Raw genomic sequence first — 17,809 nt, 5'->3', positions numbered from 1 at the left:
CTGGTCATCACGGGCCGGGAATTGCGTCCCGGAGACGCGAACTGGTTTTGCGAAGCGCAATCCTACGCCTACGTTCCTTCTTTGTGTCATCAAATGCCGCGCCGCGATTCCCGGCCGGTGGGTCACGTGGGCGCTTGCATGGCACAGAGCGGCGTAGGAATGTCGCTTTTTCCCCGCACCTGCCGGAAAAGACCGATGGGCCCTCTGCGCGACGCGTTAGAACGGGGAATGATCCGGTGGGCCGATGACGGCACCGCCCCCGCAGACAAGGGCTGAAACAGATGGCAGAAGCAGCAGCGCGCAAACGGTCCAGAGGTGGCGGCGGTGCCGCGCGCCGCGCCGAACGGACCTCGGTCCAGGTGGAGACCGCCCGCTACATCGAGCGTAACATCCCCAACATGGAGCTGTTGGACGACGCCGCTCTGGAAATGATCGAGGATCACGCCGAACAGGTGCTCGAAGAGGTCGGCGTCAACTTCGTCCAGAATCCCGCCGCGCTGGAGCGTTGGCGGGCGGCAGGTGCCAATGTCGATGGCGAACGCGTGCGTATCCCGCGCGGTCTTGCCCGCGAGCTGATCAAGACGGCGCCGTCGCGGTTCACCCAGCACGCCCGCAACCCGGCCAAATCCGTCGAAATCGGTGGCAACAGCCTTGTTCTGGCCCCGGTCTATGGCCCGCCCTTCGTGCGCGACGCTGACGGCGGCCGCCGCTATGCAACGATCGAGGATTTCCGCAAGTTCGTGAAGCTGGGCCAGATGTGCAAATGGCTGCACCATTCCGGTGGCACGGTTTGCGAACCGACCGACGTGCCGGTGAACAAGCGTCACCTGGACATGCTGCTGGCCCACATGACGCTGTCTGACAAGCCCTTCATGGGGTCCGTGACCGAACCCAGCCGCGCGCAGGACAGCGTTGACATGGCGGGCATCCTGTTCGGCAAGGAGTTCGTGCAGGACAACACGGTGATGACCTCGCTCATCAACATCAACTCGCCGCTGACCTTCGATGACGTGATGATGGGCGCGCTGGAAATCTACGCGGCCAACAACCAGGCCTGCATCATCTCACCCTTCATCGTGGGTGGCGCGATGGCGCCTGTCTCGGTCGCGGGCACGCTGGTGCAGGTGCTGGCGGAAACGCTGGCCGGTGTGGCCTATGCGCAGCTGGTGCGCCCGGGCGCACCGGTCATCATGGGCGCCTTCGTGACCTCGATCGACATGAACTCGGGCGCGCCCACCTTCGGCACGCCGGAAGCGTCGCAGGTCACCTACGGTGCCGGTCAGCTGGCTCGGCGTCTCGGGCTGCCCTTCCGGTCGGCCGGGTCGTTCTGCGGCTCGAAGCTGCCGGACGCACAGGCGGCCTACGAAACGGCGAACTCTCTGAACATGGGGCTCTTGTCCGGCGTGAACTTCATGCTGCATTCCTGCGGCTGGCTCGAAGGCGGGCTCGTCGCCTCGTTCGAAAAGTTCGTGATGGATGCCGACCAGCTGGGCACGCTGCACAAGATGGCGCAGGGCGTGACAGTGAATGAGGAAACGCTGGCGATGGATGCGATCCGCGAGGTCGGCCCGGGCGGACACTACCTTGGCTGTGCCCACACTCAGGCCAACTTCAAGACCGCCTTCTGGCGTTCCGAGGTCTTCGACTACAAGCCGTATGAGACCTGGTCCGAGGAAGGCGCCCGGGACACCGTGGCATTGGCGACGGCGCGGGTGCAGAAACTTCTGGATACCTACCAGCAGCCGATGCTCGATCCCTCGATCAACGAGGCGCTCAACGCCTATGTGGCAGAGCGCAAGGCCTCGATGCCCGACGCCTTCTCCTGAGGGTCGGGCCGGAGGAACGCGGGCGGTCTCAGTAGGCCGCCTCGCGCAGGATACGGGCTTCGCCCATCATTGCGGTCAGCACCTCGACATGGCGGCTGACCGAATAGGCGGCGTCATCGGCATGGCGCCGCTCGTTCAATTCGGCCTCGATCTCTACCAGCCGCATCAGCGCGGCGCCGGGGCGGGGCAGGGCGCCATAACCCAGTAGACGGTTGAGGTGCGGATTGCGCCGATAGTCCTGTGCGCCGATGCGGGCTGCGCGGATCAGCAGGCGCGGGCGGCGCAGGTCGTTCAGCAAACCAAGAATGTCTTTCATCGTCTCGCTCCATGCAGTTCGCGTCATGCGAATTCCGGCTGACTATGCACGGTCTGGGCGAGTGTTGCGTCGGGGGTGCACGGTCCGAACGCAGAGTTCAGAACTAGTTTAACTTTCTTATAAACAATCACTTTTGCGGTGTTTCATTAACTGTCCAGTAAGGAACACACGTTTAGGTTGCTCAAGTTGCCACTGGGGATAAGTCTGTGGAAATAACCCCTTTTTCAGTATGCGCCCATGCGTGACGCGCGGATCGACATCCCGGCGGATCAACTGCCGAACTGGGTGCCCGATGCGGCGCGCGTCTACCTCGCGCACACTGAACAGGGGTGCTCGATCCGGGAACTCGCGCGGCAAGCTGGGTGCCACGCGTCGACCGTCTTGCGCCAGGTGCGCAGGATCGAGACCCGCAGGGACGATCCTTTGGTTGATGCGGCTTTGTGCAACCTGGGGGCTGCCGGGGAAACGGTTCCGGCACAAGAGACCAGAAAGGACATGGACCCGATGAACGCTGCCATGACACCCACGCCGCCGGACGAGGCCACGCTGGCCCGCGAGGCACGGCGCGTGCTGCGCCGCTTGTGCGAGAGCGGCGCCGTGCTGGCCGTCGCGGTAGAGATGGACAAGGCCGTGGTCGTGCGCGACACCGGCGACGGCGGCAGTACGCGCACCGCCGTGGTGGATGTCGCCGTTGCCCAGGCAATGGGGCTCAACGACTGGATCGCCTGTGATGCGCCGGGGCGGATCTCGCGCTATCGCATCACTTCTGCGGGGCGCGCGGCGCTCAACCGCTTGGTGGCCGAGCAGGAAAGCCGCGTCCGCGGCTTTGCCGAGGCCCAGGCCGGGTTCGAGACCGGGCGCGATGCCGAGGCCGCACTGGACGAGGTCGAGCGTGACCCGCGCGCGCGCAAGGGGCGCTACATGCTGGCCGAGAGCCCGCTGACCGCCCTGGGACGCCGTCGCAGCAAGGATGGCGAGCCGTTCCTGTCGGAAGAGTTGATCGCTGCGGGCGAGCGTCTGCGCGAGGATTTCGAACTGGCCCAGATGGGGCCGCGCACGGCCCAGAACTGGGACCAGTTCTTGACCGCCGGTGTTGTCACGGCCCCCAGCGGGCAGGAGGAGAGCGGATCAGCCGCCGCGCAGGCCCGCCTTCAGGCGGCGCTGCGCGACCTGGGCCCCGGCCTCGGGGACGTTGCGCTGCGTTGCTGCTGTTATCTCGAAGGCCTGGAAACCACCGAGAAACGGTTGGGGTGGTCGGCCCGGTCGGGCAAGATCGTGCTGCGTATCGCGCTGCAGCGTCTGCGCCGCCACTACGAGGAACGCAGCAAGGGGGGCGGTGACCTGATCCGCTGATCCAGTCCTGCCAACAAGGCAACCCTGACAGACACCTCTTGCATGGCCCCGGGGCGGCATCACGCCGCCCCGGGGCCTAAGTTTTTGAAACACCGGGGAAAGGTGCAAGGGGAAATCGTTAGCATCGGGGAAAGGCCACAGGGACTGCGGCCGGGTGCACTGGAAACGCCCCCTGCAATACGATACTAAGGAAAAGGTCCTTGTCAGGAGAGGGGAAATATCCGTGCGCGATCTCAAAATGCCCGCCGAACGCCACCCGGAAAAGGCGCATCGCCCGGACAACGCCCAGCCGAAGAAACCGGATTGGATCCGGGTCAAGGCGCCCGGCGGAAAAGGCTATGCCGAGACCCGCCGCATCATGCGAGAGCACAACCTGGTCACCGTCTGCGAAGAGGCCGGCTGTCCCAACGCGGGCGAATGCTGGAACCAGGGCCATGCCACCATGATGATCATGGGCGAGATCTGCACCCGTGGCTGTACCTTCTGCAACGTCGCCACCGGGCGCCCGGACACTCTGGACGTGTTCGAACCCGGTCGCGTGGCCGATGCGGTGCAGAAGCTGGGGCTGAACCACGTCGTCATCACCTCTGTCGACCGCGACGACCTGGAAGACGGGGGAGCAGAGCATTTCGCCCAGACCATCCGCGCCGTGCGCCACCGCGCGCCCGGCACAACCATCGAGATCCTGACGCCGGATTTCCTGAAATGTGGTCCCGAGGCGCTGGAAGTCGTCGTGGCCGCAAAGCCCGATGTCTTCAACCACAACCTCGAAACCGTCCCCGGCCTGTACCCGACCGTGCGGCCCGGCGCGCGCTATTTCCACAGCCTGCGCCTGTTGCAGCGGGTCAAGGAGATCGACCCGTCGATCTTTACCAAGTCCGGGATCATGGTCGGTCTCGGCGAGGACCGGCAGGCGGTCACGCAGATCATGGACGATATGCGGGCGGCGGACGTGGACTTCCTGACCATCGGGCAATACCTGCAGCCGACGCCGAAACACCACCGCGTCGACCGTTTCGTGACGCCCGAGGAATTCGCCTCTTACGAGAAAACCGCCTATGGCAAGGGGTTCCTCATGGTTTCGGCCACGCCCCTGACGCGGTCGTCCTACCACGCGGGGGATGATTTCGCGCGGCTGCGCGCGGCCCGCGAAGCAAAGCTGGCGAACTGAGACGCGCGCTGCGTTGACGGGGATCTGAAAGGAAAAGCACCGGCCGAAACGTCCGGTCCGGTGCGGGTTCGCGGCAATGTAAGTACTGGGGGCGGCTGAACCCGGCGCGCGGGTTCAGCCAAAGCTCAGATTATCGGCGTCACTCGCCCAAGGGCGGCAGGGCCTTGATGTAGGCGGCGACCGCCTCGCGGTCTTCTGCCGGAAGGGCGGCGAAATTCTCGACCACTTCGGCCATGTGGCCGCCCACCGCGTCGAAGGTCGGCGTGAAGCCCGATTCGAGGTAATAGGCCACGTCGGCGGCGGACCAGTCCAGCTTGTCCGGTGTCAGCGCCGGAATCGTGCCGCTTCCAGAGGGATTCGGCGCGCCGCCCATCCACCGGGCCGTGTCCAGCGCCCCCAGAGGATTGCGCGGGGTGTGGCATTCGGCGCAATGCGCCAGCGTTTCCACCAGATAGCGGCCACGCTCGTTGTCGGCGGCCTCCATCACATAGTCATCCGACATGAAGAGGAACTTCCAGCCGCCGACGGAGCGGCGGATGTTGAAGGGAAAGCCCACGTCATGCGGTTTGCTGGCCACGTCGCTGGGCTCCAGCGTCTGCATGTAGGCCCAGAGATCGCTCAGGTCCTGGTCCTGCATCTTGGTGTAGGCGGTGTAGGGGAAGGCCGGGTAATAGTGCTGACCTTCCGGGGACACACCGCGCGTCACCGCGTTGGCAAAATCCTCGAAGCTCCAGCCGCCGATGCCCGCCTCCGGATGGGGCGAGATGTTGGGCGCATAGAAAGTGCCGAAATCCGACACGAATTCCATTCCGCCGGTCAGCAGCAGCTTGTCCTCGGCCCCCTTGGCATGGTGGCACGAGGCACAGCCCGCCGCGGTAAACACAGTCTCGCCGCGCGCGGCATCGCCGGTCAGCCCGTCGAAACGGGCCGCGTCCACGCGGCTGGGGGCCGTCACCCAAAGACCGATCCCGGCGCCGACAATCGCCGCCAGGACCAGAAGTTTCAGAAAGCTGCGCACCGCGGCTTACTCGGGCACGCGGTAGCTGTCGTGGCAGGCCTTGCAGGCATTGCCGAGCGCGCCCATGTTCGGGCCCAGTGCGTCGCGGCCGGTGCCAGCGGCGGCTGCCATCGCGGTGGCTGCTTCGCCGAAGTCGGCCCACTTGGACGTGAAGTCATCCATGTTGCCCCAGATGTCGGCCTTGGCGCGGGTGCCGGCAATCGATCCGTCGTCGGTGCCGTCCGGCCACATGGCGCCCTGCGACAGCGTCGACACGGCCACCAGCGAATCGGCTGCGGCCTGCGCCGCCTCGGCGTCATACTCGACCGTGCCACGCGCCATGCCACCCAGAACACCCAGGTTCAGCGCCATGATGTTGAACTGGCCCTGGCGCGCCTTAACCGGCTGCGGAAGGTCCTGTGCGAGGGCGGGGGTGCCTAGAACGGCCAGAAGCGCCAGTGCGGCAAATGGAGTTTTCATGGGTATCTCCCTGTGTTGAATACCTGCAGCATAATATCGCAGGCCAATGTGACAATCACATTCTTGCCTGCCGGGTACCATGTGCTCTCGCGCAGGTGTGATCTGCAAGCTTGCGCAGCGCCCTTGGCGTTTGACCGGCGGACAACCGCCTGACTATCCTTTCAACAGATAACGTCTTTTTTAAACGGAGCCCTTTGCCATGTCCCGATTCCTTGCCGCGCTGATCGCGCTCTGGCCGTTGGCCGTATCCGCCCAGGGCACTCTTGACCGAGAGATATCTCCGGCGCTGGCCGAGGCGCGCGAAGCCTGGCTGAACGGGCGCTACGAGGGGATCTGGGATACCGTGCGCGCGGCGGCAGAGGCCGGCGATCCGGTGGCGCAGAACATCCTTGGCGCCAGCCTGACCGAAAAGGACGGCGGCAAGGGGCTGGCCTATGACCCCGCCGCCGGGCTGGACTGGTACCGGCGTGCCGCCGACCAGGGATTCGCCCGGGCGCATTTCAACATGGCGCTGTTCTGGCAGAACGACCACGACGGATTCGGCATCGATCATGACAAGACCCGCGCCTTGGCCGAAGAGGCCATCGCGCTGGACTATCCGCAGGGCTGGAACCTGCTGGGCGACATGTATTTCCACGGTCGCGGCGTCGAGGCGGACAAGGTCAGGGCGCTGGAAATGTACCGCAAGGGCGCGGATGCGGGCACGTTCAACGGGCTGCGCGAGGTCGGCTATGCCTATTACCACGGCAATGGCGTGGCGCGGGACGTGGACCTCAGCCGCGTCTACCTGGAACGGGCCGTGGCCGCCGGCGACAAGAAATCGATCCCCGACCTCGCCTGGCTGTACGAGGGCAACGACGGCATCGCGCAGGATCTGCTGAAATCCTACCTTCTCTACAGCATGGGTGTCGAAAAGGGCGTGGCCAAGGCGGCCTTTGAACTGGGCCTGTTTGTCGCCTGGGAGGACTACGAGGGCTTCTGGCACGACCCGGTCAAGGGCTACGGCTATTGCCTGCTGGGTCTCGACTGGGGGCACAGCCTTGAAAAGGGCGATGCCGCCGCCGATTGCGAGGAGATCGCCCAGGACTTTGACCAAGGCCAGCGCGCCGCGGCCCGCGCCTTTGCCGACAGCCACAAGCGCTGAGAGCGGCGCGCCGCCCGTGCCCGATCAGTCGGTGAAGCGCACCTTGCCGATATAGGGCAGGTTGCGATTGCGCTGAGCAAAGTCGATGCCGTAGCCCACGACGAATTCGTCCGGGATCTCGAAGCCGGTCCAGTCCGCCTTGATCTCCACCTCGCGCCGCGTGGGCTTGTCCAATAGGGCAATCACCTTCAGTTTGCGCGGCTCGCGCCCGCGCAGCATGTGAAGGACGTGGCTCATGGTGAACCCGGTGTCGATGATGTCCTCGACCACCAGCACGTCGCGCCCCTCGATCCCCGACCGCAGGTCCTTGAGGATGCGCACCTCGCGGCTCGATTCCATGCCGTCGCCGTAAGACGAGGCCTCGAGGAAATCCACCTCGACCGGCAGGTGCAATTCCCGCACGAGATCGGCAATGAACACGAAACTGCCGCGCAACAGGCCGACAACCACCAGCTTGTCGGTGTCCGCGAACTCGCGGTCGATCTCCTGCGCCAGGGCCTCGATCCGTGCGGCGATGGACTTGGCCGATATCATCTCGTCTACGACATAAGGACGCTTTGTCATGGCTTTCCCTTGAAATTCCCGCCCGACAATACGAAATCCCGCCGCATTGTTCAGTCCCGAAAAGAGCGACATGCCGACCCACTCAGAAACCCGCAAGCTGCCCTATACCGCCCAGCAGATGTATGACTTGGTGGGGGACGTGGCCTCCTACCCGAAATTCCTGCCCTGGACGGCGGCGGCGCGCATCCGCTCGCGCCACGACGAAGGCGATCACGAGGTGATGCTTGCGGACCTGGTGATCTCGTTCAAGGTCTTCCGGGAAAAGTTCGGCAGCCGGGTCACGCTCTGGCCCGACGACATGCGCATCGACACGGAATACCTCGACGGGCCCTTTCACCACATGGTGTCCAAATGGGGGTTCAAGGATGTCGAGGGCGGCTGCGAGGTCTCCTTCTTCGTCGATTTCGAGTTCCGAAACCGCATCCTGCAGGGGGCGGCGGGCATGTTCTTCTACGACGCGATGCAGCGCATCGTGCGCGCCTTCGAACGCCGCGCCGCAGAACTGTACGGTTGACCCCGTCCCGGGGCATTGCAGAGACCTGACCCGGGCCGCCGCGTCCCTTGCGCAGGGTTAACCAGATTGCGCGATTCCCCCTTTGGCGGCGGGCTTTGCCCGCAAATCGCCCGATTTCGGGCGTATCTCCGAACAGGCCGTTACCCTTGTTTCGGAGCCGCTGATGCCAGCCGTCTTCAACATTGCCGCGCTGAAACTGCCTTTGGTGCAGCTGATCGGCCTGCCGCAGGCGGCCAAGAACGCGGCCCAAAAGGTGCCGCCCGGACAGGCGCCACAGTCCGTCGCCCAGGGCGCGCCCTCTGGGGCCGCGCCGAATGGCGCCGGGGCGCCGATGGCCACCGGTGCCGTTCTGCCCCCCTCGGCGCAGCTGCCGGTTCCCGCACCGCCGCCTGTCGTCTCGACCAGCCAGACCGGCAGGCTTGCAGCGGCGGCGATCAACGGGCTGGACCGGCATCCAGAGGACCGCCATGGCAGGGACCAGCAGGGCGACCGGCGCCGCCGCGACCCGTCATCGCAACAGGCGCCCGACCAGACCGCCGTCGAAGGCCCGTCCCCCACCGCCGCCCCGGCGCCGTCGGAGGGCTTGCCCGGCGGTCCGGCCCCTGCGCACGCTGCCCGGCACAGGGCCGCCCCGGCCTATGCCGCCGCCCGCAGCGTGACCGGGGCCGACCCGGCAGAGTGACTTTACCTCGCCCGGCATCCGGCTAGTCTGCGCCGCGGACCACAGCCGGAGGCGCCTCATGACATCCCCGTTTACCCCGATCATCGAGGCCGCCCGCGCCGCCGACACCGAGACCGCGCGCGCCATCATGGCGCTCTCGGCGCTCGACTGGGCGGCCTGCGGCATCGCGGGGCAGGGGGAACCGGTGGCGCAACTGACCCGCGCCCTGTCCGAGGACGAGGGTGGCACGCCGCAGGCCACGCTGTTCGGCGGGGGACGGGCCCCGATGCGGACAGCCGCGCTGGTCAATGGCGCCGCCTCGCACGCGCTGGATTATGACGACACGCATTTCGCCCATATCGGCCACCCTTCCGTGGCCGTCCTGCCCGCGGCGCTTGCGGTGGGCGAGCGGTTGGACAAGCCCCTGTCGGACATTTTGGCCGCCGCGCGCCTGGGGGCAGAGGCCTCTGTCCGCTTCGGTCTGCGCTTTGGCCGGTCGCACTACCAGGCGGGCTATCACCAGACCGCGACCGCCGGGGCCTTTGGCGCCTGTCTTGCCGCCGCCGAGCTGATGGACCTGACCGGGGACCAGGTCCTGCATGCGCTCGGCCTCACCGCCACCCGCGCCTCCGGGCTAAAGTCGCAATTCGGCACGATGGGCAAACCCTTCAACGCCGGGATGGCCGCCGCAAACGGGGTCGAGTCGGCCTTCCTCGCCGCGCGTGGCTTCATCTCCAACCCCGACGCGCTCGACTGTACCAACGGTTTTGTCCAGACTCACGTCTGCGACGGCACCACACAGCAGTCCGCCGGTGCCCTGCTGGAAACACTCAGCCACAAGTTCCACGCCTGCTGCCACGGGCTGCACGCCACGCTCGAGGCGCTGGCAACGCTGCCCGATCTGGACGCCGACCGGATCACCGAGATCACGGTCTTCACCCATCCGCGCTGGCTGACCGTCTGCCACCAGCTGGCGCCGACCACGGGTCTCGGCGCCAAGTTCAGCTATCGCACCGCCGTCGCGCTGGCCTTGCTGGGCCATGACACTGCCGCGCTCGACACCTACAGCGATGCGCTTTGTGCCGATCCGGCGGTGATCGCCCTGCGCGAGCGGGTCAAGGTGGTGGGCAAGGACGACCTGAAAGAGACCGAGGCGCTGGTCACGATCGACGGGCACGGGAATGGCCGCAGCGCCAGTTTCGACCTCGAAAGCCCGATGACGCTGGAAGCACGCCGGGACCGGCTGCACGCCAAGGCCGCGGCCCTTGTCGGAGAGACCCGCGCACGCGCCCTGTGGCAGGCCGTAGACCGTGGCGACCGCGCGGGATTCTGCGCCCAACTGGCCGCCTGAGCGACCCGGTCCCGGGCCAGCTCCGGCCCATTGTCGCAAACGAAAACGGGCCCCGCAGGGGCCCGTTCGTCGTCACATGTCAGCCGCCCTTAGCTGGCGTGGTCATAGGCCCGTTCACCGTGCACCGAGATGTCCAGCCCATTGACCTCGCTTTCCTCGTCGACCCGCAGCGGCACCACCGCCTTGACCACGAAGATCAGCACCACCGTCACGACCGTGGTAAAGACGCCGACCACCACCAGCGACCCCAGCTGCGCCGCCCAGGACCCCAGGCCAAAGACCGCGATCATCACCGTGCCGAAGATCCCGCCGACCCCGTGCACCGCAAAGACGTCCAGCGTGTCGTCGATCCGCAGCTTGTTGCGGATCAGGTTCACCGCCTCCTGGCAGAGGATGCCCGCCACCGCGCCGATGATCAGCGCCTGCACCGGCCCGACAAAGCCCGACGCCGGCGTGATCGAGGCCAGCCCCGCAATCGTTCCCGTCACCATGCCCACCATCGAGGCCTTGCCGAACTTCACCTTCTCCCAGAGCGCCCAGGTCAGCGAGGCCGCCGCCGCGCTCAGATGCGTGACCGTCAATGCCATCGCCGCGCCCCCGTCGGCTGCCAGTTGCGAACCGCCGTTGAAGCCGAACCAGCCCACCCAGAGCATCGCCGCCCCGATCATGACATAGCCCGGGTTGTGCGGCGGGTGGGTCTGCGTCCGGCGCGGCCCCAAAAAGACCGCCAGCAGCAGCGCCGCCAGACCGGCGGTCTCATGCACCACGATGCCGCCCGCGAAATCCTTGACCGCCTCGCCGAACAGCGGCGCATCACCCGCCAGCAGTCCGCCGCCCCAGACCCAGTGCACCACCGGCGCATAGCACAGCAGCATCCACAGCCCCGAGAAGATCAGCACAAAGCCAAAGCCCACGCGTTCCACGTAGGCGCCCACGATCAGCGCCGGGGTGATGATGGCAAAGGTCATCTGGAAGGCAAAGAAGAGCACCTCGGGCAGGGTGCCCGCCAGCGTGTCCGCGTCGATGCCGTTCAGAAAGGCCTTGTCCAGGCCGCCCCAGAACGCGTTGCCCTCGCCGAAGGCGATGGAATAGCCCAGGGCAAACCACAGCACGCTCATCAGGCAGGCGATGGCATAGCAATGCATGAAGACGCTCAGCACGTTCCGTGCCCGCACGAGGCCGCCGTAAAACAGCGCCAGCCCCGGCAGCGTCATGAACAGCACCAGGGCTGTTGCCACGATGATCCAGGCGGTATCCGCTCCGTTCATGTCTCTTGTCCCTCCTCTTGGATTGCGGGGCAGAAAGACGAATTCGGATGCGGAAAAAAGCGGCATCAGGGCTGAGGGGCGCGCAAAACAGGCGCTCTTTGCAAAGAGCCTCAAGAGTGGGCTTAAAATTTGGATAATGCCCAAAAAATGGGCAAGTTAAGGAAGCTTCTAACACGGTGCATGATGGCTTACCCGGGCGCACGGTCGTGGGCGACGGATTCGTTAAAATGCCTGTTTTCTGGGCAAATCGTGACGTCTTCGGGCCAGGCAAGGCGGGATGCGGCCCCGGTACGGCTTGGTCAGCGGCTCTGTCAGGCGTCCGGGGGCACTTTGTACAAAATGCTGGAATCAACGTACGTTTCGTACGTTTTGTACAAACTGAAAGGCCCCGTCACAGTGCCGAAAGGATCAGTTCCAACGCGTGTTGGGTGGCCGCGGCACGCACTTCTGCGCGGCCTATGGCGCCATGTTCGATGGTCTGAGTGGTCACGCCATTGGCGTTGACCAGTCCGTAGCAGACGCGGCCTTCGGGCTTGAACTCGGATCCGCCGGGCCCGGCGATCCCGCTGACTGCCACTGCCACATCCGCCCGCGCCGCGGCGCGGGCACCCAAGGCCATCTCGCGCACGACCTCCTCGGACACCGCGCCATGCGCGTTCAGAGTGGCGGGCAGGACCCCCAGCATTTCGGCCTTGGCGTCGTTGGAATAGGTGACAAAGCCGCGTTCGAAGGCCGCCGAAGATCCGGCAATATCGGTCAGCGCGGCCGACACCATGCCGCCGGTGCAGCTTTCCGCAGTCGTGATCTTGAGCCTCCTTTCCAAAGCCTTTTCAATGATTTGCTTTGCGATGCTCACATCAGGACTCCATGTGACAGGCCGGCCAGGGCAATTGCGACAACGGCGGCGAACAGGCCCGCCAGCACATCGTCCAGCATCACGCCCAGGGGTGTACCCATCCGGTCGATGCGGCCGATCACCCAGGGCTTCCAGATGTCAAAAAGACGGAACAGCACAAAACCCGCAACCCAGCCGGGCCACAGCCGCCAGATGTCCACGCCCATGAACATGGCGCCATAACTCACTGGAAAAATTGCAATCCATTGCCCGGCCAGCTCGTCGATCACGACCCAGGACGGGTCTTCTCCGTGGCCCTGCGCGGTCAGGCTCTGCACGGCCCACCAGCCAAGGCCGAAGGCCAGCAGCGTCAGCACCAGCAAGAGCCAGAACCCGCCCAACTGGTGAATCCCGTAGGCCAGCGGCAGGGCCGCCAGGGATCCCCAGGTGCCCGACGCGGGGCGCAGGTAGCCGACCCCGCCGACAGAGGCCAGCCACTTCATGCCGACACCAGTGTCGCGGTGGCCAGTGCCGCGATCCCCTCTTCGCGGCCAGTAAACCCCAGTCGTTCCGAGGTGGTGGCCTTGATCGAGATCCGTCCTGCATCCAATGTCATGATATCCGACATTTTTTCTGTCATTTCAGTTGCATGTGGGCCAATCTTCGGGTTCTCACAGATCAGGGTCAGGTCGATGTTGCCGATCGCGAAACCGCGTGATCGGGCAAGTTCGACCGCATGGCGTAGAAATATCTCGCTGGCGGCGCCTTTCCACTGTGGGTCCGACGGCGGGAAATGCCGCCCGATGTCGCCCTCGGCCAGCGCACCATAGAGGGCGTCGGTCACGGCATGCATCCCCACGTCCGCATCGGAATGGCCTTTCAGCTTGCGACTGTGGGGAATCCTGATTCCGCAAAGGACGACGTGATCGCCCTCTTCAAAAGCGTGAACGTCAAAACCATTGCCCAGGCGAATATCCATTTTTCCTCGCAAGTAACTGTCTGCACGGGAGAAATCCCCGGCCGTGGTGATCTTCAGGTTGGCCTCGTCACCCTGTGTGATGGCCACGTGCAACCCGGCGGCGCGGGCCACGGCCACATCGTCGGCGGCTCCGCCCGGATGCGCGCGATGGGCGGCCAGGATCTCGGCAAAGCGGAACCCTTGCGGCGTCTGTGCGCGGTATAGCCCCTCGCGGTCGCGGGTGCCGGTCACGCGGGTCCCGTCGCCAGTCCAGAGCGCATCGGTCACGGGCAAGGCCGGCGCGGCGCCGGGGTGATCCTCCAGCGCCGCCAGGACCGCGTCGATGACGGCGGGCGTCACGCAGGGGCGGGCAACGTCATGGATCAGCACCCGTTCCGGCCCCTGCTGCGCCAGCGCCTCCAGCCCCGCACGGACCGAGGCGGCACGGTCCGCGCCGCCGGTCACGATCCGCAGGTCCAGCCCTGCGGCGACAGCCTGCGCCTGTGGCATGTCGTCTGGGTGCACGACCAAAACCAGCGGTCCGCGCCCGGCAAAGGCCTCGAGCGTCCAGCGCGCCACCGGTTTGCCCGCCACGCGCCGCCACTGTTTTGCCAGCCCGCCGCCGGCCCGCGTCCCGCGACCGGCCGCAACGATGATGATCCCTGTCTGCATGGTCCGTCCGATCATTGCCGTTCTCTCATAGGCGCAGGCATCGCGTTGCGCAATCAGGCGGGGGTTGTGATTAAAAAATAGGCGTGCGGCTGTGGTGCGCCCTAGAATTGGGCCGGATAGATTGAAGAAAACAAAGCTCTCCCATAAATCTCGGTCCAAGAGGTTACTTCCACGCCATCGCACAAGGACTGGGCAATTGGGCTTTGATCTTGGAGACCGGCGGATCACCGTACCCGTTTTGCTGGCTCCGCTTGCGGGAATCACCGATCTGCCTTTTCGCACGCTTGTTTCGCGCTTTGGCGCGGGTCTGGTCGTGTCCGAGATGATCGCCAGCGGCGAGTTCCTGACCGAACGCCCGGGAACCCGCGAAAAGGCGGAGCTGGGGGCGCAGATCGAGAATACCAGCGTGCAGATCGCGGGGCGCGAACCCGGGCCGATGGCCGAGGCGGCGCGCATGGTCGCCGACATGGGCGCACGGGTTATCGACATCAACATGGGCTGCCCGGCCAAGAAGGTGACGGGGGGGTGGTCAGGGTCGGCGCTGATGCGGGCGCCGGACCATGCCTTGCGCCTGGTCGAGGCGGTGGTGGAGGCGGTCGATCTGCCGGTGACGCTGAAAACGCGCCTGGGCTGGGATGACGACCACCTGAACGCACCGCAGATCGCCCGAAGTGCCGAGGCGGCGGGAGTGAAGATGATCGTCATTCATGGCCGCACACGCTGCCAGTTTTACAAGGGCAAGGCCAATTGGGACGCGATTTCGGAGGTAAAGAACGCGGTGCAAGTACCTGTAATCGCTAATGGAGACATTGTTGACGCTGAAGCCGCGCGTCAGGCGCTGAATCGCTCTGGCGCAGATGGTGTGATGATCGGGCGCGGGGCGCAGGGTGCCCCCTGGCGGCTGGCCGAGGTGGCTCACGCGCTTTATGGCACGCCGGCGCCGAAGGTACCCGAGGGCGCGGCGCTGATCGACATGGTGTCGGGTCACTACGAGGCCATGCTGGATTTCTACGGCAAGACGCTGGGTAATCGCGTCGCGCGCAAGCATCTGGGCTGGTACATGGATGCGGCCAACACGCCGGCGGCGCTGCGCAAGCGTCTGTTGACCGAAAGGGACACGCAGAAGGTGCTGGATCTTCTGCCAGAGGCGCTGAGCGCCGAGGCGGAGGCCGCGTGATGAGTGAAACGGATCCCAACATCTGGTCCTCCTTGCCCGTGCCGGCCATCCTGATCGACGAGAAAGACCGGATCGCCGACCTGAACCCGGCCGCCGAAGGGTTCATGAACAACTCTTCCAAGTGGCTGACAGGCCAACCGATCTGGGATCGGCTGGCCGTGGATGCCCCTTTGGAAGAGAGCTTTGTCCGCGCCCGTAGCCAAGGCACGCCGCTCTTCGTCAATGATGTCGACGTGGGCACGGGCGCGCGTCCGCCACTGGTCTGCAACCTGCAGATCGCGCCGTTGTCCGGTCGATCTGGCTGGATGGTGATGTTGATCTCGCCACGCGAACTGGCCGGGCGCATGACGCAGAGCCATTCGGTGAAATCCGCCGCGAAATCGGCCATCGGCATGGCCGAGATGCTGGCGCACGAGATCAAGAATCCGCTGGCCGGGATCGCCGGTGCGGCCCAGCTTCTCAGCATGAGCATCGGTCAGGATGATCTTGAATTCACTGATCTAATCGTGGCCGAGACCCGTCGCATCGTGAAGCTGCTGGAGCAGGTCGAACAGTTCGGCAATCTCTCGGCGCCGGAATTGCGCGAGGTCAATATACACGATGTCCTGGACAGGGCGCGGCGGTCGTCGCTGTTGGGCTTTGGCGCCCATATGAAGATCATCGAGGATTACGACCCATCGTTGCCGATGGCGCTGGGGGATCCGGATCAGCTGCTGCAGGTGGTGCTGAACCTGATCAAGAACGCCTCGGAGGCGGCTGATCCCAAGGAAGGCGGGACGATCCGCCTGCACACCTTCTACGAACACAGCTTCCGGCTGCGGCGCGCGGATGGATCCGGCCAGACGCTGCCGCTGCAGGTCGAGATCATCGACGACGGTCCGGGTCTGCCGCCGGATATCAAGGGCGACATCTTCGATCCCTTCGTGTCCGGCAAGGAGAACGGCACCGGCCTTGGACTGGCGCTCGTCAGCAAGATCATCTCGGACCATGACGGTTGGATTTCCGTCGACAGCGTTCCGGGCAAGACGGTTTTTCGCATTTCGCTGCCGCGGGCACCTGCGGCGCCAAAGGAGAGCACGTAAATGGATGGCACAATTCTGGTCGCCGATGACGACCGCACGATCCGCACGGTTCTGACGCAGGCGCTGACGCGCGCGGGCTGCAAGGTGCATGCCACGTCCAGCCTGACCACGCTGATGCGCTGGGTGAGCGAGGGCAAGGGCGACGTTGTGATTTCCGACGTCGTCATGCCCGATGGCAACGGGCTGGAGATGCTGCCCAAGATCTCCGAGGACCGGCCCGGGCTGCCGGTCATCGTGATTTCGGCGCAGAACACGATCATGACCGCCATCCAGGCGGCCGAGGCCGAGGCTTATGATTATCTGCCCAAGCCCTTTGACCTGCCGGACCTGATGAAGCGTACGGCACGGGCGCTGGAAAACCGCAACAAGACGCCCAAGCGCGAAGAGCCGGTGGTGGGCGCGGATGAGCCTGACGAACTGCCGCTGGTGGGCAAGACACCGGCGATGCAGGGGCTGTACCGTCTGGTCGCACGGGTCATGAACACGGACCTGCCGGTGCTGATCACCGGCGAAAGCGGCACCGGAAAGTCCCTGATCGCCCGCGCGCTGCATGACTTCAGCGATCGGCGCACGCTTCCCTTCATAACCGTGACCGGATCGGACCTGTCTGATCTGGACGGTCCGGCGCGAGTGCTGGCACGGGTCAAGGGCGGGACGCTCCTGATTGACGAAATCGCCGACATCAGCGACGAGATACAGGCCCGCGTGGTGCGGATGATGGATGTGCCGGGCGACCACGTTCCGCGCTTCCTCGCCTCGTCCCAGCATGATCCGCAGTCCCTGATCGAGGACGGCAAGGTGCGGCAGGACCTGTTCTATCGCCTAGACGGCGCGGCCATCGCGGTGCCTTCCCTGCGTGAACGGGTCGAAGACATCCCGCTTCTTGCGGAACACTTCCTGAACCGGGCCGAACGCGAAGGCGCGCCGAAACGCTGGCTGTCGGAAGGGGCGGCGGACCTGTTTCGCGTCTATTCCTGGCCCGGCAACGTGCGGCAGCTGGAAAACGCCGTGCGGCGTCTGAGCCTGACCAGCCGCGCCGAAGAGATCACGCGCAGCGAGGTCGAGGCGGTGCTGGGCAATCAGCCGGAAACCGGACCCGTGCTGCGGGGGGGCGACAGCGACAAGCTGGGCGAAAGCGTGGGTCGCCACTTGCGGCGCTATTTCGACCTGCATGGCGCCATGCTGCCGCCGCCGGGGCTTTATGGCCGGATCATCCGCGAGGTCGAGGCCCCGCTGATCGAGATTGCGCTGGAAGCGACAGGCGGCAATCAGGCCAAATGCGCGGATTTGCTTGGCATCAATCGCAATACTTTGCGCAAGAAGATCACCGATCTGGATATTCGCGTGACACGCCGCCGCAAGTTGATGTAAAAGGGCCACATAAGTGTGGCCCCGCCGCCTCGGCGTGGTGAGAAGGCCACAAAATATGGCGGTCGCCGG

General features: G+C 65.3%; 18 protein-coding genes. 10 read left to right on the top strand and 8 right to left on the bottom strand.

Going from position 1 to position 17,809, the window contains the following annotated elements:
- Window positions 1-281 precede the first annotated feature (281 nt).
- Window positions 282-1,826: a trimethylamine methyltransferase family protein gene (locus ACQY5B_RS12870; protein ID WP_420324977.1), complete on the top strand. Its 1,545-nt coding sequence runs from the start codon at window positions 282-284 to the stop codon at window positions 1,824-1,826.
- A 28-nt stretch (window positions 1,827-1,854) separates the two neighbouring features.
- On the opposite strand, the gene ACQY5B_RS12865 is transcribed toward ACQY5B_RS12870, so the two are convergent.
- Window positions 1,855-2,142 (bottom strand): DUF6477 family protein, encoded by a 288-nt coding sequence (locus ACQY5B_RS12865; RefSeq protein WP_043139790.1) that lies wholly within the window; start codon window positions 2,140-2,142, stop codon window positions 1,855-1,857.
- A 237-nt stretch (window positions 2,143-2,379) separates the two neighbouring features.
- Between ACQY5B_RS12865 and ACQY5B_RS12860 the strand changes: the two genes are divergently transcribed.
- Window positions 2,380-3,495, top strand: a complete 1,116-nt coding sequence (locus tag ACQY5B_RS12860) for a DUF6456 domain-containing protein (RefSeq protein WP_420324978.1) — start codon at window positions 2,380-2,382, stop codon at window positions 3,493-3,495.
- A gap of 223 nt (window positions 3,496-3,718) precedes the next feature.
- Entirely contained in the window at window positions 3,719-4,666 is a 948-nt protein-coding gene (lipA, locus tag ACQY5B_RS12855; RefSeq protein WP_305968198.1) for a lipoyl synthase, read from the top strand.
- Between the two features lie 139 nt (window positions 4,667-4,805).
- On the opposite strand, the gene ACQY5B_RS12850 is transcribed toward lipA, so the two are convergent.
- Together ACQY5B_RS12850 and ACQY5B_RS12845 are read right to left on the bottom strand one after the other, a co-directional pair.
- Window positions 4,806-5,684: a cytochrome c gene (locus tag ACQY5B_RS12850; RefSeq protein WP_420324979.1), complete on the bottom strand. Its 879-nt coding sequence runs from the start codon at window positions 5,682-5,684 to the stop codon at window positions 4,806-4,808.
- A gap of 6 nt (window positions 5,685-5,690) precedes the next feature.
- On the bottom strand, window positions 5,691-6,143 hold the full coding sequence (locus tag ACQY5B_RS12845; RefSeq protein ID WP_420324980.1) for a c-type cytochrome: 453 nt from the start codon (window positions 6,141-6,143) through the stop codon (window positions 5,691-5,693).
- Between the two features lie 199 nt (window positions 6,144-6,342).
- Here ACQY5B_RS12845 and ACQY5B_RS12840 point away from each other — a divergent pair, with 199 nt between their 5' ends.
- A complete protein-coding gene (locus tag ACQY5B_RS12840) occupies window positions 6,343-7,287 on the top strand; it encodes a tetratricopeptide repeat protein (RefSeq protein WP_420324981.1) in 945 nt (314 codons plus the stop codon).
- A 24-nt stretch (window positions 7,288-7,311) separates the two neighbouring features.
- Here the strand turns inward: ACQY5B_RS12840 and hpt are convergent, their stop codons facing one another.
- Window positions 7,312-7,851 carry a hypoxanthine phosphoribosyltransferase gene (gene hpt / locus ACQY5B_RS12835; RefSeq protein ID WP_305968202.1) on the bottom strand — a complete coding sequence of 180 codons (540 nt, stop codon included), beginning with the start codon at window positions 7,849-7,851 and terminating at the stop codon, window positions 7,312-7,314.
- Between the two features lie 70 nt (window positions 7,852-7,921).
- Between hpt and ACQY5B_RS12830 the strand changes: the two genes are divergently transcribed.
- The 3 genes from ACQY5B_RS12830 (at window position 7,922) to ACQY5B_RS12820 (ending at window position 10,377) form a co-directional block, all read left to right on the top strand.
- The gene (locus ACQY5B_RS12830; RefSeq protein ID WP_305968203.1) at window positions 7,922-8,365 is read left to right on the top strand and encodes a type II toxin-antitoxin system RatA family toxin; all 444 of its coding nucleotides are present in this window, start codon (window positions 7,922-7,924) and stop codon (window positions 8,363-8,365) included.
- Window positions 8,366-8,528: 163 nt separating this feature from the next.
- Window positions 8,529-9,047 (top strand): hypothetical protein, encoded by a 519-nt coding sequence (locus ACQY5B_RS12825; protein ID WP_420324982.1) that lies wholly within the window; start codon window positions 8,529-8,531, stop codon window positions 9,045-9,047.
- Between the two features lie 58 nt (window positions 9,048-9,105).
- The gene (locus ACQY5B_RS12820; RefSeq protein ID WP_420324983.1) at window positions 9,106-10,377 is read left to right on the top strand and encodes an MmgE/PrpD family protein; all 1,272 of its coding nucleotides are present in this window, start codon (window positions 9,106-9,108) and stop codon (window positions 10,375-10,377) included.
- Window positions 10,378-10,466: 89 nt separating this feature from the next.
- Here the strand turns inward: ACQY5B_RS12820 and ACQY5B_RS12815 are convergent, their stop codons facing one another.
- The 4 genes from ACQY5B_RS12815 to ACQY5B_RS12800 form a co-directional block, all read right to left on the bottom strand.
- The gene (locus tag ACQY5B_RS12815) at window positions 10,467-11,645 is read right to left on the bottom strand and encodes an ammonium transporter (protein WP_420324984.1); all 1,179 of its coding nucleotides are present in this window, start codon (window positions 11,643-11,645) and stop codon (window positions 10,467-10,469) included.
- A 391-nt stretch (window positions 11,646-12,036) separates the two neighbouring features.
- Window positions 12,037-12,501: a CinA family protein gene (locus tag ACQY5B_RS12810; RefSeq protein ID WP_421917656.1), complete on the bottom strand. Its 465-nt coding sequence runs from the start codon at window positions 12,499-12,501 to the stop codon at window positions 12,037-12,039.
- Complete coding sequence (locus ACQY5B_RS12805; RefSeq protein WP_420324986.1) at window positions 12,498-12,983, bottom strand: phosphatidylglycerophosphatase A family protein; 486 nt, start codon at window positions 12,981-12,983, stop codon at window positions 12,498-12,500. The genes ACQY5B_RS12810 and ACQY5B_RS12805 overlap by 4 nt, the downstream gene beginning before the upstream one ends.
- Window positions 12,980-14,110, bottom strand: a complete 1,131-nt coding sequence (locus ACQY5B_RS12800; protein WP_420328648.1) for a bifunctional 2-C-methyl-D-erythritol 4-phosphate cytidylyltransferase/2-C-methyl-D-erythritol 2,4-cyclodiphosphate synthase — start codon at window positions 14,108-14,110, stop codon at window positions 12,980-12,982. The genes ACQY5B_RS12805 and ACQY5B_RS12800 overlap by 4 nt, the downstream gene beginning before the upstream one ends.
- A gap of 196 nt (window positions 14,111-14,306) precedes the next feature.
- Between ACQY5B_RS12800 and dusB the strand changes: the two genes are divergently transcribed.
- From dusB to ACQY5B_RS12785, 3 genes are read left to right on the top strand one after another with little or no spacing between them, the layout of a single operon-like run.
- Complete coding sequence (gene dusB, locus ACQY5B_RS12795; protein WP_420324987.1) at window positions 14,307-15,287, top strand: tRNA dihydrouridine synthase DusB; 981 nt, start codon at window positions 14,307-14,309, stop codon at window positions 15,285-15,287.
- Window positions 15,287-16,369, top strand: a complete 1,083-nt coding sequence (locus ACQY5B_RS12790; RefSeq protein WP_420324988.1) for a two-component system sensor histidine kinase NtrB — start codon at window positions 15,287-15,289, stop codon at window positions 16,367-16,369. Before dusB ends, ACQY5B_RS12790 begins: the two co-directional genes overlap by 1 nt.
- A complete protein-coding gene (locus tag ACQY5B_RS12785; RefSeq protein ID WP_305968211.1) occupies window positions 16,370-17,740 on the top strand; it encodes a response regulator in 1,371 nt (456 codons plus the stop codon).
- Window positions 17,741-17,809 lie beyond the last annotated feature (69 nt).

This window comes from Antarctobacter sp., from assembly GCF_965277915.1.
GTDB lineage: Bacteria > Pseudomonadota > Alphaproteobacteria > Rhodobacterales > Rhodobacteraceae > Antarctobacter.
Note: the sequence above shows the minus strand (reverse complement) of the source record. Positions and strands in the feature narration are given on the sequence as shown.